This is a genomic window from Halomonas sp. ANAO-440, assembly GCF_019915905.1.
Lineage (GTDB): Bacteria > Pseudomonadota > Gammaproteobacteria > Pseudomonadales > Halomonadaceae > Halomonas > Halomonas chromatireducens.
Genome location: NZ_JAHXBV010000002.1, coordinates 65,405 through 85,855, shown reverse-complemented (window position 1 = coordinate 85,855; position 20,451 = coordinate 65,405). Strand labels below are relative to the sequence as shown.

Here is a 20,451-nt window from a genome sequence, read left to right as displayed (position 1 = left end):
CGGAAACAAAACCCCGCTCGGCAAGCGCCGAACGGGGCAATAGTTGACCCGGTCAGGCTACCGGAAACACGAACAGCGGATGTCGGGCTCGGGCGCGGCAAGTCGGTACGGGCTTGCCGCGCCGGTAAAAGTGGTCTCGGTCAGGCACCACCGCCCGACAGGAGCCCTCAACGTGTACCGGCGGCCATCCACTCCTCCATCATCTGGTCATAGGGAACGGTGGTGCCCTGCGGCATCTCGTCGTCGAGCTTGGCCTTTGGCGCACCATCCTGCGACAGCCAGTACTCGGGGTCCTGCTCCTCGTTGAGCACCGGTGCATAGGCCTCGAACACATTGGCCCGGGCCAGGCGGGCCATGATGTTGTCCATCGCCTCGGCCAGATTGTCGAGACCTTCCTGGGGCGTAATCTCGCCGCTGATGACCGGCGCGAGGTTCTGCCACCAGAGCGGCGCCATGCGCGGATAGTCAGGCACGTTGGTGCCGGTCGGCGTCCAGTTGGACTCGTTGGGGCTGCGATAGAACTCCACCAGGCCGCCCAGCTTCGGTGCCATCTCGGTCATCTGGTCGGAGAAGATGTCGGATTCACGGATTGGTGTGAGGCCGGCAAGCAGCTTCTCCAGGGAAACCGACTTGGCCACGGTGAACTGCCCGAAAAGCCAGGCGGCGGTGCGGCGATCCTCCGGGGTGGAGTCGAAGAAGGTCCAGGAGCCCACGTCCTGATAACCCACCTTCATGCCCTCTTCCCAGTACGGACCCACCGGTGACGGCGCCATGCGCCACTTGGGATTACCTTCTTCATCGGTGACCGCAACGCTTGGGTCGGTCATGTCGGCGGTGAAGGCCGTGTACCAGAAGATCTGCTGGGCGATCTGGCCCTGGGCAGGCACCGGGCCGGCCTCGCCGAAGGTCATGCCCTGGGCTTCGGGCGGCGCGTAGTCGCGGAGCCAGTCCACTGCCTTCTGCATGGCAAATACCGAGGCAGGCGCGTTGGTGCCACCGCCGCGGGTCACGCTGGCACCCACCGGGCGGCTCTCTTCATCGACACGGATACCCCAGTCGTCCACCGGGTTGCCGAACGGTACGCCCGGGCTGCCCATGCCGGCCATGGAGAGCCAGGAGTCGTGGAAGCGCCAGCCAAGCGACGGGTCACGACGGCCGTAGTCCATGTGCCCATAGACCTGCACACCGTCGATCTCGCCAACGTGCTCGGTAAAGAACTCGGCGATGTTCTCGTAGGCCGTCCAGTTGGTCGGCACGCCCAGGTCATACCCGTAGATATCGCGGAACTGCTCCTGAAGATCCTCGCGCTGGAACCAGTCGTAGCGGAACCAGTAAAGGTTGGCGAACTGCTGCGCCGGCAACTGGTAGATGCTGCCATCGGGTCCGGTGGTGTACTGGATGCCGATGAAATCATCGAGGTCCAGGGTCGGCAACGTGAAATCCGCCCACTCGTTCTCCATCGCTTCGGAAAGATTGATGGTGGTGCCATAACGTATATGAGTACCGATGGCGTCCGAGTCATTGATGAAACCGTCGTAGATATTCCGGCCGGTCTGCATCTGGGTCTGCATGTTGTCGACCAGGTCACCCTCGCCGATGATGTTGTGCGTCACGCTGATGCCCGTGAGCTCCTCGAAGGCCGGTGCCAGCACGTCGCGCTCCCAGACGTGGGTGGTCAGACCCTCGGCGACGGTATTGATCTCCATGCCGCGGAACGGCTCTGCGGCCTGGGCAAACCACAGCAGCTCCTCGATCTGCTCCTCACGGGAGAGCGTGGAGTTCTGGAAGTGTTCATCGACCAGTCGTTCGGCGATGGCCCGTGCATCGTGGGAGTCGGCATGCAGCGCGGCAGACGCAAGCAGAATGCTGCCTGCAATTGCCGTCAATTGGATCCTTTTGTTCTTCATGTTGACCTCGTTGTGCGTGTTGTTAGTCATCCGTGACACGTTGATCGTCCGTACTGCCTTGGTTCAGCCCCAGCGCATCAGCACCAGCAACCATAGGACGGAAGCCCCCAGGGCAAACCAAATCGTGATATCGGTGAAGCCGACGACTGCCAGATGGATATAGGCAGCGGAAAGCAGGCCTATGAAAAGCCGGTCGCCGCGGGTGGTGGCGATCGGCAGGAAGCCACGCCGCTCCACCGTGGGCGACACCAGCTCCCAGGCCGTCATGCCAAGCAGTATCGCGGCGATGACGGAGAAGAAGATTGCCGTGGGTAACGTCCAGACCATCCATTCCATCGTGGTTTCCTCCCGTTCAGGTCCGGCCCAGGGCAAAGCCCTTGGCAATGTGATTACGCACGAAGTAGACCACCACGATGCCCGGGAGTATGGTCAGCACACCGGCCGCTGCCAGGGTTCCCCAGTCGATACCCGACGCCGTCGAGGTACGCGTCATTATCGAGGCAATAGGCTGAGCATTGGTGGCGGTGAGCGTACGAGAGAGCAACAGCTCGACCCACGAAAACATGAACAGAAAGAACAGTGTCACGCCGATACCCGAGCGAATCATCGGAATGAATATCGTGACGAAGAAGCGTGGAAAACTGTAGCCATCGATATAGGCCGTCTCGTCGACCTCCTTGGGCACACTGCTCATGAAACCTTCGAGAATCCATATCGCCAGCGGGATGTTGAACAGGCAGTGAGCCAGTGCAACGGCGATATGGGTATCGAAAAGGCCCACCGAGTAGTAGAGCTGGAAGTAAGGCAGCAGAAAGACCGCCGGTGGTGCCATCAGGTTGGTCAGCAGCCAGAAGAACAGGTGCTTGTCGCCGATGAAGCGGAAGCGGCTGAAGGCATAGGCGGCCGGCAGCGCCACCGCCATGCTGATCAGCATGTTCATCGACACGTAGGCCAGCGAGTTGACGTAGCCCATGTACCAGTTGGAGTCGGTGAAGATTCGCGCGTAGTTGGCAACGGTGAAATTTTGCGGCCAGAACGAGAAGCTGCCGAGTATCTCGCTGTTGGTCTGGAACGACAGGTTGAGCAGCCAGTAGATCGGCAGCATCACGAAGACGAGATAGAGCCCGAGCAACGTGCGCCGACGCCAACGAATGGGGGCCGAACGTGCCCGCTTGCGACGCTTGGCAGCGCTCTCGGCGGCCTGTTGGCGAACGGTTTCAGGCGTGGTCGGTACGGAGCGGGTCATGTCAGGCTCCTCCCTGATTGGCATTGTCTTTCTGCATATTCATGATGGCGGTATAGAAGACCCAGCAGACCAGCAGGATGATCAGGAAATAGATCAGGGAGAACGCCGCCGACGGGCCCAGGTCCTGCTGACCGATGGCCATGGTGGTCAACGACTGGCTGAGGAAGGTGGTGGAGCTGCCCGGTCCGCCGCCGGTGAGCACGAACGGCTCGGCATAGATCATGAAGGAGTGCATGAAGCGCAGCAGGATGCCGATGACCAGAACGTTAGTCAGCTTGGGGAGCTGGATGTAGCGGAACACCGCCCACTTCGATGCCCTGTCGATGCGCGCGGCCTGGTAGTAGGCATCGGGAATCGAGCGCAGGCCGCTGTAGCAGAGCAGCGCGATCAGCGGCGTCCAGTGCCACACGTCCATCAGGATGATGGTGGCCCAGGCATCGGCGGGGTTACGGGTGATATTGTAGGCGTAGCCCAGTTGGCGAATACCCACGCCCATCAGGCCGATGTCGCCGCGGGTGAAGAGCTGCCAGATGCTGCCCACCACGTTCCAGGGAATCAGCAGCGGCAGGGTTATGAGAATCAACACGGCAGAAGCCTGCCAACCCCGCTTTGGCATCAACAGGGCAATGCCGATGCCGAGCGGCACCTGAATGGCCAGAATGGTGAAGGAGAAAGCAAACTGACGCAGCAGAGCGGCCTGCAGCGTCGGATTGTTCAGCATCGTCTCGAACCACTCGGTTCCCGTGAAGAAACGCGTATTGGCATCGAAAACGTCCTGGACCGAGTAATTGACTACGGTCATCAGGGGTATGATGGCAGAGAACGCCACAAGCAGAAGCATGGGCAGGATGAGAAACCATGCCTTGTTATTGTATACCTTATTCATCACCTACCTCCACGCGATACTCATCGACGTAAAGGTTCAAATGTGCATCCGGAAAGCGCACATGAACCCGATCCCCTGACACGACCTGGCCCTCATCGATACGCGCCTTCAGATTCTGGCCAGCGAAATGGAAGGAGAGGATGCGGTAGGTGCCAAAGTCCTGGGTGTTCTTGACTTCCACCACACAGGTATCGTCGGATGGTTCCGGTAACACCTCCACGAACTCAGGGCGTATACCGATTTTCAGATTACGAGAGCCTGAACGTCGCATGGCCGCCTGGAAACGTTGGCTCAATGGAAACGAGACACCATTGACCAGCGCCCCCGTCTCCGTCAGTTCGACATCGAGAAAATTCATCCCCGGACTGCCGATGAAATAACCCACGAACGTGTGTGCCGGCACTTCGAACAGTTCCCGCGGAGTACCGAACTGCACAACCTGTCCGTCATACATCACCGCTATCTTGTCGGCGAAGGTGGAGGCTTCGAGCTGGTCGTGCGTCACATAGATCATGGTGATATTGAACTTCTCGTGGATCTCCTTGAGTTTGCGACGCAGCTTCCACTTGAGCTGAGGATCGATGACCGTCAGCGGCTCATCGAAGAGGATGGCGGAGACATCGTCACGTACCAACCCGCGCCCCATCGATACTTTCTGCTTTTCATCCGCAGTCAGGTTCTTTGCCTTGCGCTTGAGCAGCGAGGTGAGATCGAGAATATCCGCCACTTCTGCAACCCGCTGCTTGACCTTGTCTGCCGACGTGCCGATGTTGCGCAAAGGGAACGCCAGGTTGTCGAAAACCGTCATGGTGTCGTAAACCACCGGAAACTGGAAAACCTGCGCGATATTACGCTCCTCAGGAGGTAACTCGTTCATCACCTGGTCATCGAACAGCACCTGCCCGTCAGAGGGTGTCAGCAGGCCGGAGATGATATTGAGCAGGGTGGATTTACCGCAGCCCGAGGGTCCAAGAAGCGCATAGGCACCTCCCTGATGCCAAACGTGATCCATTTCACGTATGGCATAGTCTTGCGGCCCGTCTGGACTGGCCGAATAGCTGTGAGCCAGCGCCTTCAAAGTAATCTGAGCCATCTCACTGCACCCCTGGTCGTGCAGGAATGTGTACGACGCCACCACTCCTGTCGAAGGCATAAATCTTGTGTGTCGGAAAATAGACCTTGATCGTCTGGTCTACGTCGAAGTCATAAATCCCGGTGAGATGGAGAACCAACTTGAACAAATCGTTTCTCACATGCAGGTAGGTTTCAGAGCCGCTGATTTCCGCGATATCAACCGTTACCTCGAGTTCAAGGTCATCATCGGCCTGTGGTTGCAAACCGATATGAGATGCTCTGACGCCGAAGTGATACTGACCCGGGGCCAGCGCGCCCAGGTCCTGATTCAATGGGAAATGGATATTTCGATCGAACGTTACCTCTGAACCCGACACCATCGCCGGTACGATATTGATGGGTGGCTCGGAGAACATCTCGGCGGAAAGGATATCCTTCGGTCGATGGTAGACATCGTCGGTACGGCCATACTGCAACAACCTTCCCTCATGCAGTACCGCAGTATAGCCGCCCAGTGCCAGTGCCTCGTTGGGCTCCGTGGTCGCATAGACGGCAATGCAGTTACGTGTCTTGAAAAGCTCCCGAAGCTCCTCGCGAAACTCCTCGCGCAACTTGTAGTCCAGATTGACCAGCGGCTCGTCGAACAGGATCAGGTCGGCATCCTTTACCAAGGCACGCCCCATGGCAGTACGCTGCTGCTGCCCTCCCGACAGCTCCTGAGGAAATCGATCAAGCAGATGCTCGATATGCAGCATCTCCGCGGTTTCATGAACCCGCCTGTTGATCTCTGCCTTGGGAACGCGAGCCAGCCTCAGTGGCGAGGCAATGTTGTCGAAGACGGAAAGGCTTGGATAGTTGATGAACTGCTGGTAGACCATCGAGACATTGCGCCGACGTACCGAGGTTCGGGTAACGTCCTCCCCGTTCATCAGTATTCTTCCTCGGGTCGGCGTATCCAGCCCGGCCATGATTCGCATCAGTGTCGTCTTGCCGGCCAGGGTTCTTCCCAGCAGGACATTGAACGAACCCGGCGCCAGCTCCAGATTGACGCCTTCGATATGCGTGGCCCCGTTGACCACGTGATCGACGTTTTCCAGGATCAGTGACATGCTGAACTCGCTGTCATCGTTGTTATGTCGGATTGTTAGTCACCGCATGCCGCGCGATGACCGCCATGGATCTGGCCTGCCGGGGCAGGCACACAGCTCCGGCCGGCACGGCCTCGCCGAGATCGCTCCTCACACGCCGCACGGCACTCTGCCAACCGTCGTAGAGCGATTCCCGCTCGGCAGAAGTCATGCTCGGTGTGAAGGTTCGCTCGCATTGCCAAAGTGCGGCCAGCTCATCCAGTGAGCGATACCACCCCACCCCCAGCGCGGCCAGATACGCCGCGCCCAGGGCCGTTGTCTCGAGAACCGCCGGCCTGTCCACCTCCTGGCCGAGCATGTCGGCCAGAAACTGCATCAGCCAGCTGTTGCACACCATGCCGCCATCGACTCTCAACCGCCCCTGCCCCAGCGCCATGTCCTGCCCCATGCAGACATGCAGGTCACGGGACTGGAAGCAGACCGATTGCAGGCCGGCCGCGACGATCTCGGCAATGCCGGTATCCCGGGTCAGGCCAAAAATGGCGCCTCGTGCTCGCGGATCCCAATGCGGTGCCCCCAGACCGGTAAAGGCGGGAACCAGATAGACGCTGTGACCCGCGCGGGTCTGGTGGGCGAGGCGCTCTGTGTCGGCGGCATCGGTGAATAGCTGCAAGCCATCCCTGAGCCACTGCACGGTTGCACCGGCCACGAAGATACTGCCCTCGATGGCATAGGTAGGACGACCATTGAGTCGATAGGCAAGCGTGGTCAATAAACGGTTATTTGAAACGACCGCTTTCTCGCCGGTGTTAAGCATCATGAAACAACCGGTACCGTAGGTACTCTTGGCCATTCCTGGCTCGAAACAAGCCTGGCCGACCAGAGCAGCATGCTGGTCGCCCGCCACGCCGGCTATCGGCACTTCGCAGCCAAACATGGAGGCTTCGACCAGGCCAAAGTCATCACTGGAGTCCTTGACTTCAGGTAGCAATGCGGCGGGAATATCAAACAGTTCGAGCAGCCTTTCGTCCCACGCCTGGGTATGGATATTGAAGAGCAGAGTGCGTGACGCATTGGTCGCATCGGTGAGATGCTGCCTGCCACCGGTCAACCGCCAGATCAGGAAGGTATCGATGGTGCCGAAGGCCAGCTCACCGCGCTCTGCGCGCTCACGTGCGCCGGGGACTTCGTCGAGAATCCAGGCCAGCTTGGTGGCGGAAAAATAGGGATCGATCAATAGCCCGGTACGTGCCTGAACATTCTCGGCGTGGCCGGCAGCGTCCAGGCTCTCGCACTGCTGCACCGTCCGCCGGTCCTGCCAGACAATTACCGGGTAGATTGGCTCACCAGTGGCGCGATCCCAGACCAGCGTGGATTCGCGTTGATTGGTAATACCAACGCCAGCGAGATCACCAGCCCTGACATTGCCTTTTCTAAGCACATCACGGCAGATGAAAAGCACCGACTCCCAGATCGATGACGGGTCGTGCTCAACCCATCCATCTGCAGGAAACGACTGGGCGAGTTCCTGCTGGGAGGTAGCGACAGGACGTAGCTCACGATCGAAAAGAATCGCCCTGGAGCTGGTGGTGCCCTGATCGATGGAGAGAAGATAGGAAGACATACACTTCGCCCTGTTATTGTTCTGGGTCGGTTAAGCGTAAGAGGCAGCGTTCATTGCGACCAATGTTCGTTTTCAATCATTCTTGACCGAAAATGTTCGATTTCGATACCGAGACTAGCGCAGGACCCCGTCATGGGCAACGATTACGATCATCACCTGCCTTATACCTTCGTCTATATTCGAGACACTGACTGGAAAGCAACCTGACAACCAACTGATGTTAATAAAGAAATTAGCTGTCAACGCTATTGGTTTCGCACACAACCTTTCGCTTACGAACATTTCTGGCGCTTTTTTCACCGGAAATGCACATGCGTGGGCAAATATCAGAATGAGGAGGGAGCTGGGGCAAGGTTTATGACCAGAGGTTCAGCCAAGGGGGCGCCTCAGCCAAATAAAGGCATGGACCACTCCGGGGACCCAGCCCAGAAGGGTCAACGCCAGACTCACCGCAACACGCCGCCCGCCACCGTGGGAGAGCCCCACAGCCAGCGGCGGCATCAATATCGCCAACACCTTGAGGGCAACGCGAAGTTCCGCGGTGTCGGCCAAGGTCGCACCTTCAGGCCGAGGCGCGCTATCGCCGTGGGGATGATCGTGAACCTGCGGGGTAAAAGTGCGAACCGCATCGCGTGATTCCCGCTCGGATGCATGGAGGTGGGCATCATGATCGATCTTCTGTTCGATGGACTCGGCCCCTTCGGCCAAGGCGTCGTGGAAGCGCTCCCAATCCTCCCAATCATGAGGCGTTCCGGCATGCGGCTGACGATGGCCAGCGCCGCGGGCTCTCTCCCAAGCCTTCTCTTCCAGCGTAATGGGGCGCTCTTCCTCTCGCCCCTGGCCTATGCCTTTTCTGGCCAGATATTCACGGGCATCCATCGCATTCTCCTCTGGTAAGGCGACTCATCCGCAAGGCAAGCCGACCTTGAAGGTAGCGTACAGGTTTGGAGTCATGGCATGGGCACCATGTTCCCGGACAAGATCACATCAGCGTTGGAAAAAGTGTTTATGACCTCTGGCCAGACCCGGGCTCCTCTCGGCTATGATGGTTACATAACCTGCCACGTGCCACCGGCCAAGGAGATGCCAATGCCCAACAAGGCTCCCACCATCGTTCGCGATATCATGTCTCGGGACTGCTACCGGGTCACCGCCACCACCTCCGTTAGCACCCTGGCCGAAGGGTTGGCCTTGCATCGACTGCCGGGTGTCCCCGTGGTCGACAAGAGCGACCGCCTGATCGGCTTCATATCCGAACAGGACGTGCTGGGAAAGATTCTCGAGAGCGCCTACCTCAACGATGAACCGCCGCTGGTCGGGGATCTGATGCGGAATGAGGTTCTTTCGGTTTCACCCAACAAGAGCATCACCGATCTTGCCCAGGAGATGCTTGGGCACAAGCCCAAGGTCTTTCCCGTCGTGGAGCAGGAGCGACTGGTAGGCATCGTTACTCGTCGCGACGTCCTGACGGCCGTTGTACGTATGCGGCACAAATAGGTCTGCGCCCATTTCCCCATCAAGCCAGACAAGGCACCCGGCAATTGGCGGGTGCCTTTTTACTCTCCTTCGGCCATGGGCCAGCAGCCTCCTGGCTCGAAGGCACAGAAACGTAGTGCCGGAACAAAAGAAAGCCGCCACATGTGAACATGGGCGGCAAGATCGAAACTGCGAGCCAGAGCAACAGTGTTAGCGACTGCCATCGCGCTGCTGTCTGTACTAGATCAGACAGCGCAATCGAAAAAAGTTCTCTCCCCAAGAGATTTTTCTTGCCAACCGCTGCTTTTTTGCACTCTGCCCCAGAAGCTGCTCGCATCAACCACTGCTCGACGCTCACGCCCACAACGATAAAACAACCACTTAGGCAAGCCGTGTCGACAAAGAAGATGGAGAACTTGCTTAACATAAGGCATTGAGTTTACTATCGAATCCGGACAGCGGGTGTAGCTCAATGGCAGAGCAGAAGCTTCCCAAGCTTAAGACGAGGGTTCGATTCCCTTCACCCGCTCCAGTTCGCCGCAGGTATACTGCCAATCGTCACCCGGCAACATCGGCCCTGCCGATGAGCCCTCTTCTGCTACGACCCTGACGTCTACCGGTGCGAGCAACTGCATGGCCCTTTTCCTTCTCATCTTCGCCGTCTGCACGCTGATCATTGGCGGCATGCTACTGATTCTGCTGTTTTCGCGGACTGCGCGCTATCGCACCGAGCCTGAGCACCTGCTGGAGCTCTTCGACAAGGCACTGGAAAACCGCCTCAGCCAGCACGAGTGGGATACCATCATCAACTACCCGATTCGTCATGACGACTATCTGGACGGAGTGAGGCGCCGGGCGCACCGCCTGATGGAGGCCCACGGTCGAGCCTGGCGCATCCCCCAGGGCAAGCCGTTGCTGGACACTACCGGACAGGAGGAGCTGGCCGCACTGCGTGACCATCTTGCCGCCCACACCCGACTCAGAAACCAGCGGCGTGACCAGGACGAAAGCTGACAGCTTTTCGAGTATGGTATGCTTTGAAATAATGCCAGTCAGGCCGGGAGGTTCCCATGCCCAGCGCCATACGTCAGATTCCGCTCGATACCGCCACTCAGCACCACGCCCACGACTTCCACCAGATCGTGATTGGCCTGCAGGGCAAGGCCGAGTTCGAGATCGAAGGTCTCGGCGGTGCCATCTCGGCCCTGTCCGGCTGTATCGTGCCGGCGAACCACGTGCATTACTATGTCGGCCAGGGTGAGAACCGCCAGTTGATCCTCGATCTGCCTGCCGATGCACCGTCGCTGACCGGGTATCATCATGAGCTCTCGCGCCTGTTCGATGCCCCGCGCTTCTTCTCCCTGGACGACCCACTGAAGCGCTACCTCGATTTCCTGCTCCAGGAGTTGGCGATTACCCAGGCAAGCAATAGTGTCGCTGCGCAGAGCGACCGCCTGTCGGCCACCCTACTCGGCTGTCTTCATGCCCGCCTGGGTAGCGACACGACTCCGCCAGCCGGTGGGCGCCGTCTGGATCTGCAGAAGCTCGACCAATATATCGACCAAAACCTGGCCCGCTCCCTGACGGTGGGCGCTCTGGCCAGACAAGCCTGCCTGAGCGAAGCACATTTTCGCAGCTGCTTTCGTGAGCAAACCGGTCTGTCCCCCTGGCAGTATGTTCGCCGACGTCGGCTGGAAGCAGCCCGGAGGCTGCTGGAAGAGAGTCGCCTTCCACTCTCGGAGATCGCAGCCAATACCGGCTTTGCCCATCAGAGCGCACTATCCCATGCTTTCCGAAGCACGTTTGGCTGCCCCCCAAGTCAGCTGCGACGAGCAAATAGCGAGCGAGCCAATACCGCGCTTATTGCCCAGCCTCAGCATACGACTTAAGTCGAAAATCCAGCCTTGTAACTGCGATTAGCCACGGAATCTATAAAGAAACCCGGGAAATTGGCAAGCGCCCTCTACCCTGGCCCCCTACAGTCAAAGCTATCTATCGGTACCAGGCAAGATCGCCTGGTGAAGCCGTGGATTTGCCGTTTGATGGCGGACGACACCCGGGGGACCTCTGATGCTCAATGCCAATAACATGCTGGATTCTGCCACCTGGCAGCAGGAACTCGACGCCTTGTTCACTCGGATCAGTGAGCACTATGCGGTCGATGAAGATGCTTTTGTACACGAACTCGTCCGCGTGCTGAGTGCCGATACTGATGACTTCCGGCGCATTGCTGGCAAGACCGCCGACCTCGTGCGCGAGGTGCGCGAGATGGACACCGCCGTGGATACTATCGATGAGCTGCTGCAGCAGTACAGTCTCGATACCCACGAGGGCCTGATGCTGATGTGCCTGGCTGAGGCCATGCTGCGCATTCCCGACAAGGCTACCGCCGATGCCCTGATCGAAGACAAGCTGGGCCCCGCCGACTGGCAGGCGCATATGGGACAGAGTGAGTCCTGGCTGGTCAACGCCTCAACCTGGGGTCTGTTGATGACAGGCCGCGTGGTCTCTCTAGACAAGCCACGCGAAGGCAAACCATCGAGCTTCATCAACAAGTTGGTCAATCGCATGGGCGAGCCGGTCATCCGACGCGCCATGGTTGAAGCCATGAAGATCATGGGCAAGCAGTTCGTTCTCGGCCGTGACATCGACGAAGCCCTGAAGCGCTCCAAGCCGCTGTTCAACAAGGGCTACACCTACTCCTACGACATGCTCGGCGAAGCGGCACGCACCCGGGCCGATGCCAAGCGCTACTACGCCGACTACGCCCGTGCCATCGAGCGAGTCGGCAAGACCTGTCAGTCGCTGCCCGCCGGCACTCCCTCTCCCTCGGTGTCCATCAAGCTTTCGGCACTTCACCCACGCTACGAATTCGGCCGGCGCGATCAGGTGTTGGTCGAACTGGTGGACACCGTGCGGGCACTTGCTGCCATGGCCCGGGAACGGGACGTGGCCCTGACCATTGATGCCGAAGAAGTGGATCGCCTGGAAATCTCGCTGGAGGTCTTCCGCGCCATCTACGAAAGCGACACATGCAAGGGCTGGGGACATTTTGGCCTGGTGGTGCAGGCCTATTCCAAGCGCGCCCTGCCGGTATTGCACTACCTTAATCGCCTGGCCGAGGGTCAGGGAGACGAGATTCCGCTGCGCCTGGTCAAGGGCGCCTACTGGGACAGCGAGATCAAGGAGTCACAGCAGCTCGGCGTCGAGGGCTATCCGGTCTTCACCCGCAAGGCAAGCACCGATGTGGCCTACCTGGTCTGTGCACGCTTCCTGCTCTCGAACCAGACCCGCGGACGAATCTTTCCCCAGTTTGCCACCCATAACGCCCACACCATCAGCACCATTCTCGAACTCTCGAACGAGGCTGGGCGCTCGTTCGAGTTCCAGCGCCTGCATGGCATGGGCGAGGCACTCTACGATGCCGCCCTGAAGCGCGCACCCGAAGGCACCTACTGCCGAATCTATGCCCCGGTTGGGGCCCATAAGGACCTTCTCCCCTATCTGGTGCGTCGACTGCTCGAGAACGGCGCCAACTCCTCCTTCGTACATCAACTGGTCGACCCCAAGGTTCCGGTGGAGTCACTTTGCGTACACCCGGTGGAAAGCCTGCGTCAGTACGCCAGCTATGCCAATCCTCGCATTCCGCTTCCCAAGGACATCTTCGGCGAAAAACGCCGCAACTCAAAAGGGGTCAACCTTAACGTGCGCAGCCATTATCAGCCCCTGATGGACGCCATGGCCGGTTTCATGGACAAGACCTACGAGGCGGTACCGCTACTTGCCTTCGAAGTACCCAGGGATGCTGCCAATACCCAAGTAGTGAATAGTCCCTATGACCGCAACCGCCAAGTCGGTAGCGTTCAGTGGACCAACAAGGAACAGGCATCACGAGCGGTGGATGCCGCCTGGGCCGCCTTTCCACGCTGGGACGCTACGCCGGTCACCGAGCGGGCCGCGATCATCCGTCGCCTGGGCGACCTCATGGAGGAGAACCTGGCCGAGCTGATGACGCTCTGCTCCCGCGAAGGTGGCAAACTGCTCACCGACGGCGTCGACGAGATACGAGAAGCCGTCGACTTCTGCCACTACTATGCCATGCGAGCGGAAGAGCTGTTCGAAGCGCCAACCGTGCTGCCAGGACCCACCGGCGAATCCAACGAGCTGATGCTCAGCGGCAAGGGCGTCTTCGCCGCGATCAGCCCCTGGAATTTTCCGGTGGCAATCTTCTGCGGCCAGGTCGTTGCCGCCGCGGTGTCGGGCAACACCGTACTGGCCAAGCCTGCCGAGCAGACCTCCATCGTGGCCCATCGTGTGATAGAGCTGCTGTACCAGGCCGGCATGCCCCGTGACGTGGTGCAGCTGCTGCCCGGCGACGGCCCCACCGTGGGTAGCGTCCTGAGTGCCGACACACGAATCACCGGCGTTGTCTTCACCGGCGGCACCGATACCGCTCAGATCATAAACCGTGCCCTGGCGGCCCGAGAAAATGCACCGCTGCCCACCCTGATCGCCGAGACCGGGGGCATGAACGCCCTCATTGTCGACTCCACCGCCCTGCCCGAGCAGGTCGTGAGCGACGTGATTCAGTCAGCGTTCCAGAGTGCCGGCCAACGCTGCTCCGCTCTGCGCGTACTCTACTTGCAAGACGACGTGGCCGACCGGGTGATCGAGATACTCAAGGGCGCCATGGACGAGCTCCATGTCGGCGATCCCCGGGACCTCGGCACCGATGTCGGGCCCGTTATCGACGAAGATGCCCGCAAGGGGCTAATGGCTCACATCGATCGGCTCAAGGGCGAGGGCCGGCTGCTGGCAGAGACTCGGCTTGACCCGGCGTTCACCGCACTTGGCACCTTCGTGCCGCCGGTGGCCTTCCGCATTGACAGCATCGACGCCCTGGACCGGGAACAGTTCGGCCCGGTACTGCATATCGTGCGCTACAAGGCCAATGAAATCGATCGGGTCATTGACTCCATCAACAAACGGGGATATGGCCTGACATTTGGCGTCCACAGCCGCAATGAATCCTTTGCTAATGCCATTGCAGAGAAAATTCGCGTTGGCAATGTGTACATCAACCGCAATATCATCGGCGCCGTCGTAGGGGTACAGCCCTTCGGTGGTCAGGGGCTTTCCGGCACCGGCCCCAAGGCGGGCGGGCCACACTACCTGCTGCGCTTCGCCACGGAAAAGACCGTGACCGTCAATACCGCCGCGCTGGGCGGCAATGCGTCATTGCTCGCGCTTGGAGACGAGTGAATCGCCCACTCGTCTCCACGACAACAACACTGAAGGAACCTTCAAATGGTTGACAACAATATGGCCATCGGCTTCACCTTCCTGGCGTACCTGCTGCTGATGCTCGGCGTCGGCATCGTCGCCTATCAACGAACCACGAACCTCTCCGACTATATCCTCGGCGGACGTTCACTGGGTCCTTGGACCTCGGCCATCTCCGCCGGCGCCTCCGACATGTCGGGCTGGTTGCTGCTTGGCCTGCCGGGTGCCGCCTACGTCAGCGGCATCTCGGCCAGCTGGATCGCCGTGGGCCTGCTGATCGGCACCTGGCTAAACTGGCTGGTCGTGGCGCGCCGGCTGCGCCTCTACAGCTTCAAGGTCAGCGATGCCCTGACCCTACCGGAGTATTTCGCAAACCGCTTCCAGGACAAGACGCAGCTCTTGAGGGTGATCTCTGCCATTTTCATCCTCATGTTCTTCCTGTTTTATACCAGCTCCGGGCTGGTGGCAGGTGGCCGGCTGTTCGAGACGGTCTTTGGCTACGACTACACCGTTGCCGTAACCATCGGCACCATTGCGGTCATTTCCTACACCTTCTTCGGCGGCTTCCTGGCGGTTTCCTGGACTGACCTGATCCAAGGCCTGATGATGGCAGCAGCACTTGCCATCGTGCCGGTTATCGCCTTCAGCGACCTGGGCGGTGCCAGCGGCGCAGGCGCCGCACTGGCGGCTGAGAGCGAGTACATGCTTTCCTGGTTCCGTGACGCTTCCACCGGCGAGGCGCTAACCACCATTGGCATCATCAGCTCGCTGGCCTGGGGCCTGGGCTACTTCGGCCAACCCCATATCCTGGCTCGCTTTGCCGCGATTCGCAGCGATCGCGACATCCCAGCGGCCCGTCGCATCGCCGTTTCCTGGACTGCCATCGCCCTGGTCAGCTCCATCGCCGTGGGCCTTCTCGGGGTGGGGTTCGTGCAACGCGACCTGGCAGACGGCGAAACCGTCTTCATGGTAATGGTCAACATCATCTTCCACCCGGTGATCGCCGGTATCCTGCTGGCCGCCATCCTGGCCGCCATCATGTCCACCGCCGACTCCCAGCTGCTGGTCTCTTCCTCGGCACTGACCGACGACTTCTACAAGGCAATCTTTCGCAAGGATGCCAGCCAGACAGAACTCGTCTGGGTCGGTCGCTTTGCCGTCATTGGAATCGCGGTACTCGCCTATCTGCTGGCGCTCAATCCCGATGCCACTGTTCTAGACCTGGTCGCCTATGCCTGGGCCGGCTTCGGCGCTGCGTTCGGCCCGGCCCTGATCATGTCGCTCTACTGGCGCCGTATGAACAAGTGGGGCGCGCTAGCCGGCATCGTGGTTGGCGGTGTGACCGTAGTGGTGTGGGCGGAAATTTCCGGCGGCATCTTCGATGTGTATGAGATCGTGCCGGGCGTGATCCTGGCTTATATCGCCATCGTGGTGGCAAGCCTGGCCACCGAAGAACCCAATCTGCGGGTCACCGCCGATTTCGATACCTTCGAAGAGGCCTGACGGCCTGTATCGGTGGAAGCACACCCGTCAATGACCGCAACAGGCCGCCCTTGGGCGGCCTGTTCGTTACTACGCCAGAAAATCATGCCAGCCATTTCATGCTGGCTTTTTCATTCCAACCACATCATGCCAACCACAGGGCACGCACCAACACGATCATCGTGAAAACACCCAAGGCCACCAGGCTCCAGGGCGGCGTAGTGGCACGCCTCTGCCAGTGGCGCCTCAGCTCCAGCCCCATGGGCTGCATGAAGGCAGCGCCAAGCGCCCAGACTCCCAGGCCAATGACCGGGAGACGCAGGGGCATGGGCAGGCCGCTGATCAGTTCAGGATGCAGCAACAGCCAGAGAGCAAGAACTGCGGCAAGCAGCATGGCTCCCATCGCCAACCAGACAGGCCGCTCTTTCGCCAAACTCTTCATCACCCTCTCCTTCCGATCGACTATAGACAAGGCTTAGCCCCTCACGCTCCTTCACGCCAATATTGCGCCACAGCAATACTTATACACACTATTGCCTTGAGCGTTCCATCCCAGAAGGAAAAGAGGCGCTTAATTTAGGAGAATGTCACTATGCATCCGGCCTATCGCGCTAATAACAAAATTAAACAAGACTTTTAGAAACAGTGTTTCTATACTTGACACAGTTCAATAGCCGGCCTCTTCCGGCCAGCGTCGACCAGGAGAACGCACTGATGAAAACGACTCGCTTGATTCCCGTGGCCGTGATTGCCGCCAGTTGCGCCTTCGTCAGCCAGGCGGCCCTGGCGTACAGCGCCGGCGACACCTTCGTCCGCGGTGGCTTCGCCAAGTCCGATACCCGCTCCGACAGTGGCAACATCGGTGATGCCGACCTGGGCATCAGCAGCGGAGAAACCGGCTTCACCTTTGGCGCAGGCTACCTGTTCCACGACCAGATCGGCATCGAGCTCAATAGCTCCGAGAAGATCGAGCACAGCCTCAGCGCCGACGGAGCCGATGCCGGGACCATCGATCGCATGCCGGTCAACCTGCTGGTGAACTACTATCCGCTGGGCGGGCTTGATTCCCGCGTGCAGCCCTATGCCGGTGCCGGCCTCAACTACACTCGTTTCTCCGGCGAGCCCGAGGGGATCAACGCTCGCCGCTCCTACGGCGCTGTGGGCCAAGTAGGTGTGGACCTGGCGGTCACCGACAACGTCATGCTCAACGGCTTCGCCAACTATGCCGACGTCGACTCCCGCCTCTCCAGCGAAGGCGAGCGTATCGGCACGGCCAAGGTGGACCCGGTGACCATCGGCGGCGGCGTAACCTTCCGCTTCTAACGCTGAGCAAACCGATAGCAATACAACGCCGGGCCATGTGCCCGGCGTTTTGCATCATGCGCGCGCGTATCAAGGCCGTGCATATAAGGAGTATTTTAAATACCTTTTAGTTGTCGGGGTCAACTATTGTCATGGGTCAATAATCCACTCCCAGCCACTGAGTAGACTGGCTTCGTTCATGGCAGCCCGAGGCTGCCTCTTTGCAACGACAGGAGTCGACCCATGCGCAAGCACGCACTTCCCACCCTGCTGACCGCCGGCCTGGCCGCCACTGCCTTCTTTGCCAGCAGCCAGGCGCTCGCCTACAGCGAAGGCGATTTCATCACCCGCGTGGGCGTTGCCCATGTCGACCCCAAGAGCAACAACGGCAGCCTGGCGAATGGCACCATCGATGTGGATGTGCGTAGCGACACCAACCTCGGTTTCACCCTGGGCTACCTGTTTCACGACAATTTTGGCGTGGAACTGCTTGCGGCCCTGCCCTTCAAGCATGATATCCACCTCGATGGTGCCGATATTGCCTCCACCAAGCATCTCCCGCCGACCCTGACCGTACAGTACTACCCGCTGGGCGGTACCGGTTCGCAGGTCCAGCCCTACGCCGGCGTTGGCCTCAATTACACCAACTTCTTCAGCGAAGAGATCGAGGGCGATGCCGCTCTTGACCTGAGCAGCTCCTGGGGGCTGGCCGGCCAGCTTGGGCTCGACGTGCGTCTCGACGATAGCTGGGCTCTAAACGCCGCCGCCTGGTATATCGATATCGATACCGACGCCAGCCTCGATGGCACTGACATCGGCAAGGTAAGTATCGACCCTTGGGTGTTCATGGCCGGCATCAGCTATCGCTTCTGAGTCAGGCATGACAAATGCGTGAGGCCCGCCTGAGAGGCGAGCCTCACGCCGTTCTGCCCAGCCGTTTAACGCGGGCTGTGACGCGACAGCCCCAGAAGGTGAAGCGTAGCATCGTCAAGGCCGGAAACGACCTCCACGCGGGACAGCTGCCGGTAGTACTTGACGCTGAGAAAGGCCTCGCCAGCGAGCAGATGCGCCAGGTACTCACGGGCCGGCTTGAGTGAAGGAGAGGTGGTGCCGGGCGCAGCGATATAGACCCACGACGGAATGGCGCCCTCCTCGGTGACGACTGGTAGCCGATGGCGCTCATACTCATGTGGATAACCTTCGTAGGGATCCATCAGCTCGATCTGCTCGGGCTCTGTGAGCTCGAACAGCGCTCCCTCGACCCGCCCACCGATCGAAGGGACAACATTGGCATGGGCGATGCCGGCCACCCGCGACGCCTTGTCGAAGCGCAGGTCGTACTGATGAAGCACACCGGGCAATGACCGTCGAGTAGCCCCGATGCGCGCTGCGACCCGGGCCATATTCATATTGCTGCCATAGGCAAAATAGTAAGGCATTAGCGTCTCGCTATCCTGCGTCAGTTGTCCGTCACCAGTTGATCGATCTCTTCCACCGCCTTGCAGAGCAGCAGCCGGTCGGGAGCTCGGGTCCCCTGCTGAGTCAGGTAGGCCTCCACCGCCGGGGCCACGTCACATTTCGCCGGCATCGGGCCACCCGCCTCCACCAGGGCATCCAGCCGCGCAATAAAGACAAAACGCAGCCACTGGGGCAACGCCATGGTGTCGATGCAGAACGGCTGCTGACTGTCGAAGGCCTCGGCCTCGGGTCGCTCCAGCCGCCACATGTTGGTGGCCTTCATGGTGGCCTCCAGCCGGCGCAGAGCAACATCCAGCTCCTCATGAACGGTCATGTCGGTTACCTCGCTTGCGTTAGGTTCCATTATCTCGCTCCTGTTCCGGCCTGGCCACCCCGTCTGCGCCGCACTATGCACAGATATCCTGCAAGAGCCTGTGGATAAACTATGGAAAGCTGCTCTCGCCCCTGATGGCCAGGGAGCAGGGCACATGTGGTCAATTTTTGATCAACCTCTCTCCTGCCTGCCCGCTGCCAATGGCTGACAAGCCCCCGGGGGGCAAGGTAGAGTGCATGCTTCAAGAAGGGAGCCGACATGCAGCCGATCCATACGCTTCACGACTTTTTCGTGCGCACCGGCGCCGAAGTGCGAGCCTATCATCTTGGGCGACGGGCCGAGTCCTGTAGCCTGGAGACCCTGGCAGAATTCGAAGCCGGCGAACTCCCGTGGCCCTACCCATGGCAGAGCCAAGCCAGGATAAGTCTGGTGTTTCGCCTGGGCGACGTAAGCGACCCTTTGATCTGGTTCCTCGCCTTGCCACTGGACGAGCAGGGGCAACTTGTCCCGGCCTCTCGTGACGCTTTCCTTCAGCGGTTGCTTGAGACCCTGGGACGTAGCGTGCAGCAGGTAGGCCGCAGCGAGCCAGATGAGTCGATCGAAAACCGGATGAAAGATAATCCGCTGGCCTTCACACCTTCGCTGCACTTCCAGGCCATGCTGCATGCCAGAGCCAGCCATGATATGGGCAAGCCCGCGAGCCCTCACCTGGAGCCTGTAGAAGCGTATCTCAGCGGTCAACAGGTTCTGGACTGGCGAGCCTTGGGCCTGCAGGGGCTCGCCGACTTTGCAGTACGCCTGGATGAAGAGGCGAGTCGGGAGCTCGCCGGGCAACTATCCGCGCTGCCCAACGAGGTGTTCACATCGCTATGCTACTGTCTGGAACATGTCGATATTCCCGACACCTTGGCATTGGCAATACAAGATCGGGGGGAGAGCGCCGCTGCCGATGGCAAGATCGAAGCATTCTGTGCCTGTGTTCGCGCGATAAGCGGTGCCGCCATGGCCGGGGAGTGGTTCGATACCCTGCTGGAGGACTCCAACGCCTGTGGCCCGGACCTGCTCGCGGCCATGGCCGGCCGCGGCTGGCGACATCTGGAGCATGCCGAGCGCCTGCCACGCTTTCTGACCCGATTGGCAGAGACTCCCCAGGCCGATTTTGCCGCCGTGGCTCGGGATCTCGCAGTAATACCACGCCTGCGGCTGCCAGTGCTGATGGCATTGCGCGAAGCCGCGCCCGACTCGGCGATCGGCCGGCGACTGGCGGGACTTGGCCACTGAGCATGGAAAC

Annotated in this window: 20 protein-coding genes and 1 tRNA gene; 9 read left to right on the top strand and 12 right to left on the bottom strand. The window is 59.9% G+C overall.

Annotated features, from left to right (window positions below):
* Positions 1–167 precede the first annotated feature (167 nt).
* From KZO25_RS01390 to KZO25_RS01355, 8 genes are all read right to left on the bottom strand, one after another.
* Complete coding sequence (locus KZO25_RS01390) at positions 168–1,907, bottom strand: ABC transporter substrate-binding protein (RefSeq protein WP_223135593.1); 1,740 nt, start codon at positions 1,905–1,907, stop codon at positions 168–170.
* A 63-nt stretch (positions 1,908–1,970) separates the two neighbouring features.
* Positions 1,971–2,243 (bottom strand): DUF2160 domain-containing protein, encoded by a 273-nt coding sequence (locus tag KZO25_RS01385; RefSeq protein ID WP_114477867.1) that lies wholly within the window; start codon positions 2,241–2,243, stop codon positions 1,971–1,973.
* A gap of 16 nt (positions 2,244–2,259) precedes the next feature.
* Positions 2,260–3,153, bottom strand: a complete 894-nt coding sequence (locus KZO25_RS01380; RefSeq protein WP_223135592.1) for a carbohydrate ABC transporter permease — start codon at positions 3,151–3,153, stop codon at positions 2,260–2,262.
* A 1-nt stretch (position 3,154) separates the two neighbouring features.
* A complete protein-coding gene (locus tag KZO25_RS01375; protein ID WP_181872729.1) occupies positions 3,155–4,039 on the bottom strand; it encodes a carbohydrate ABC transporter permease in 885 nt (294 codons plus the stop codon).
* Positions 4,032–5,132, bottom strand: a complete 1,101-nt coding sequence (locus tag KZO25_RS01370; protein WP_223135591.1) for an ABC transporter ATP-binding protein — start codon at positions 5,130–5,132, stop codon at positions 4,032–4,034. The genes KZO25_RS01375 and KZO25_RS01370 overlap by 8 nt, the downstream gene beginning before the upstream one ends.
* Position 5,133: 1 nt before the next feature.
* Positions 5,134–6,222: an ABC transporter ATP-binding protein gene (locus tag KZO25_RS01365; RefSeq protein WP_223135590.1), complete on the bottom strand. Its 1,089-nt coding sequence runs from the start codon at positions 6,220–6,222 to the stop codon at positions 5,134–5,136.
* A 22-nt stretch (positions 6,223–6,244) separates the two neighbouring features.
* Positions 6,245–7,825 carry a glycerol kinase GlpK gene (gene glpK / locus KZO25_RS01360; RefSeq protein WP_223135589.1) on the bottom strand — a complete coding sequence of 527 codons (1,581 nt, stop codon included), beginning with the start codon at positions 7,823–7,825 and terminating at the stop codon, positions 6,245–6,247.
* A 369-nt stretch (positions 7,826–8,194) separates the two neighbouring features.
* A complete protein-coding gene (locus KZO25_RS01355; protein WP_223135588.1) occupies positions 8,195–8,704 on the bottom strand; it encodes a YqaE/Pmp3 family membrane protein in 510 nt (169 codons plus the stop codon).
* Positions 8,705–8,914: 210 nt separating this feature from the next.
* Here KZO25_RS01355 and KZO25_RS01350 point away from each other — a divergent pair, with 210 nt between their 5' ends.
* Together KZO25_RS01350 and KZO25_RS01345 are read left to right on the top strand one after the other, a co-directional pair.
* The gene (locus tag KZO25_RS01350; RefSeq protein WP_066451362.1) at positions 8,915–9,322 is read left to right on the top strand and encodes a CBS domain-containing protein; all 408 of its coding nucleotides are present in this window, start codon (positions 8,915–8,917) and stop codon (positions 9,320–9,322) included.
* Between the two features lie 437 nt (positions 9,323–9,759).
* A tRNA-Gly gene (locus KZO25_RS01345) sits at positions 9,760–9,833 on the top strand.
* On the opposite strand, the gene KZO25_RS01340 is transcribed toward KZO25_RS01345, so the two are convergent.
* Positions 9,799–9,936, bottom strand: a complete 138-nt coding sequence (locus KZO25_RS01340) for a hypothetical protein (RefSeq protein ID WP_158509952.1) — start codon at positions 9,934–9,936, stop codon at positions 9,799–9,801. The genes KZO25_RS01345 and KZO25_RS01340 overlap by 35 nt on opposite strands.
* Here KZO25_RS01340 and KZO25_RS01335 point away from each other — a divergent pair.
* The 4 genes from KZO25_RS01335 (at position 9,935) to putP (ending at position 16,087) form a co-directional block, all read left to right on the top strand.
* A complete protein-coding gene (locus KZO25_RS01335) occupies positions 9,935–10,315 on the top strand; it encodes a hypothetical protein (protein ID WP_223135587.1) in 381 nt (126 codons plus the stop codon). The two genes, KZO25_RS01340 and KZO25_RS01335, sit on opposite strands and share 2 nt — an antisense overlap.
* A 56-nt stretch (positions 10,316–10,371) precedes the next feature.
* A complete protein-coding gene (locus tag KZO25_RS01330; protein ID WP_066451356.1) occupies positions 10,372–11,190 on the top strand; it encodes a helix-turn-helix transcriptional regulator in 819 nt (272 codons plus the stop codon).
* A gap of 181 nt (positions 11,191–11,371) precedes the next feature.
* Positions 11,372–14,563 carry a bifunctional proline dehydrogenase/L-glutamate gamma-semialdehyde dehydrogenase PutA gene (putA, locus tag KZO25_RS01325; protein WP_223135586.1) on the top strand — a complete coding sequence of 1,064 codons (3,192 nt, stop codon included), beginning with the start codon at positions 11,372–11,374 and terminating at the stop codon, positions 14,561–14,563.
* A 45-nt stretch (positions 14,564–14,608) separates the two neighbouring features.
* Complete coding sequence (gene putP / locus KZO25_RS01320; protein ID WP_066451352.1) at positions 14,609–16,087, top strand: sodium/proline symporter PutP; 1,479 nt, start codon at positions 14,609–14,611, stop codon at positions 16,085–16,087.
* A gap of 124 nt (positions 16,088–16,211) precedes the next feature.
* On the opposite strand, the gene KZO25_RS01315 is transcribed toward putP, so the two are convergent.
* Positions 16,212–16,508: a hypothetical protein gene (locus tag KZO25_RS01315; RefSeq protein ID WP_066451349.1), complete on the bottom strand. Its 297-nt coding sequence runs from the start codon at positions 16,506–16,508 to the stop codon at positions 16,212–16,214.
* Between the two features lie 272 nt (positions 16,509–16,780).
* Here KZO25_RS01315 and KZO25_RS01310 point away from each other — a divergent pair, with 272 nt between their 5' ends.
* Together KZO25_RS01310 and KZO25_RS01305 are read left to right on the top strand one after the other, a co-directional pair.
* Entirely contained in the window at positions 16,781–17,389 is a 609-nt protein-coding gene (locus KZO25_RS01310) for an OmpW/AlkL family protein (RefSeq protein WP_066451347.1), read from the top strand.
* A 222-nt stretch (positions 17,390–17,611) separates the two neighbouring features.
* Positions 17,612–18,241: an OmpW/AlkL family protein gene (locus KZO25_RS01305; RefSeq protein WP_066451337.1), complete on the top strand. Its 630-nt coding sequence runs from the start codon at positions 17,612–17,614 to the stop codon at positions 18,239–18,241.
* A gap of 65 nt (positions 18,242–18,306) precedes the next feature.
* Here the strand turns inward: KZO25_RS01305 and KZO25_RS01300 are convergent, their stop codons facing one another.
* The gene (locus KZO25_RS01300) at positions 18,307–18,807 is read right to left on the bottom strand and encodes a gamma-glutamylcyclotransferase family protein (RefSeq protein WP_066451335.1); all 501 of its coding nucleotides are present in this window, start codon (positions 18,805–18,807) and stop codon (positions 18,307–18,309) included.
* A 20-nt stretch (positions 18,808–18,827) separates the two neighbouring features.
* Positions 18,828–19,160, bottom strand: coding sequence for a YqcC family protein (locus tag KZO25_RS01295; RefSeq protein ID WP_066452398.1), 333 nt, complete (start codon positions 19,158–19,160; stop codon positions 18,828–18,830).
* A 258-nt stretch (positions 19,161–19,418) separates the two neighbouring features.
* On the opposite strand from KZO25_RS01295, the gene KZO25_RS01290 reads away from it, so the two are divergent.
* The gene (locus KZO25_RS01290) at positions 19,419–20,441 is read left to right on the top strand and encodes a DUF3549 family protein (RefSeq protein WP_223135585.1); all 1,023 of its coding nucleotides are present in this window, start codon (positions 19,419–19,421) and stop codon (positions 20,439–20,441) included.
* The last annotated feature ends 10 nt before the right edge of the window (positions 20,442–20,451 follow it).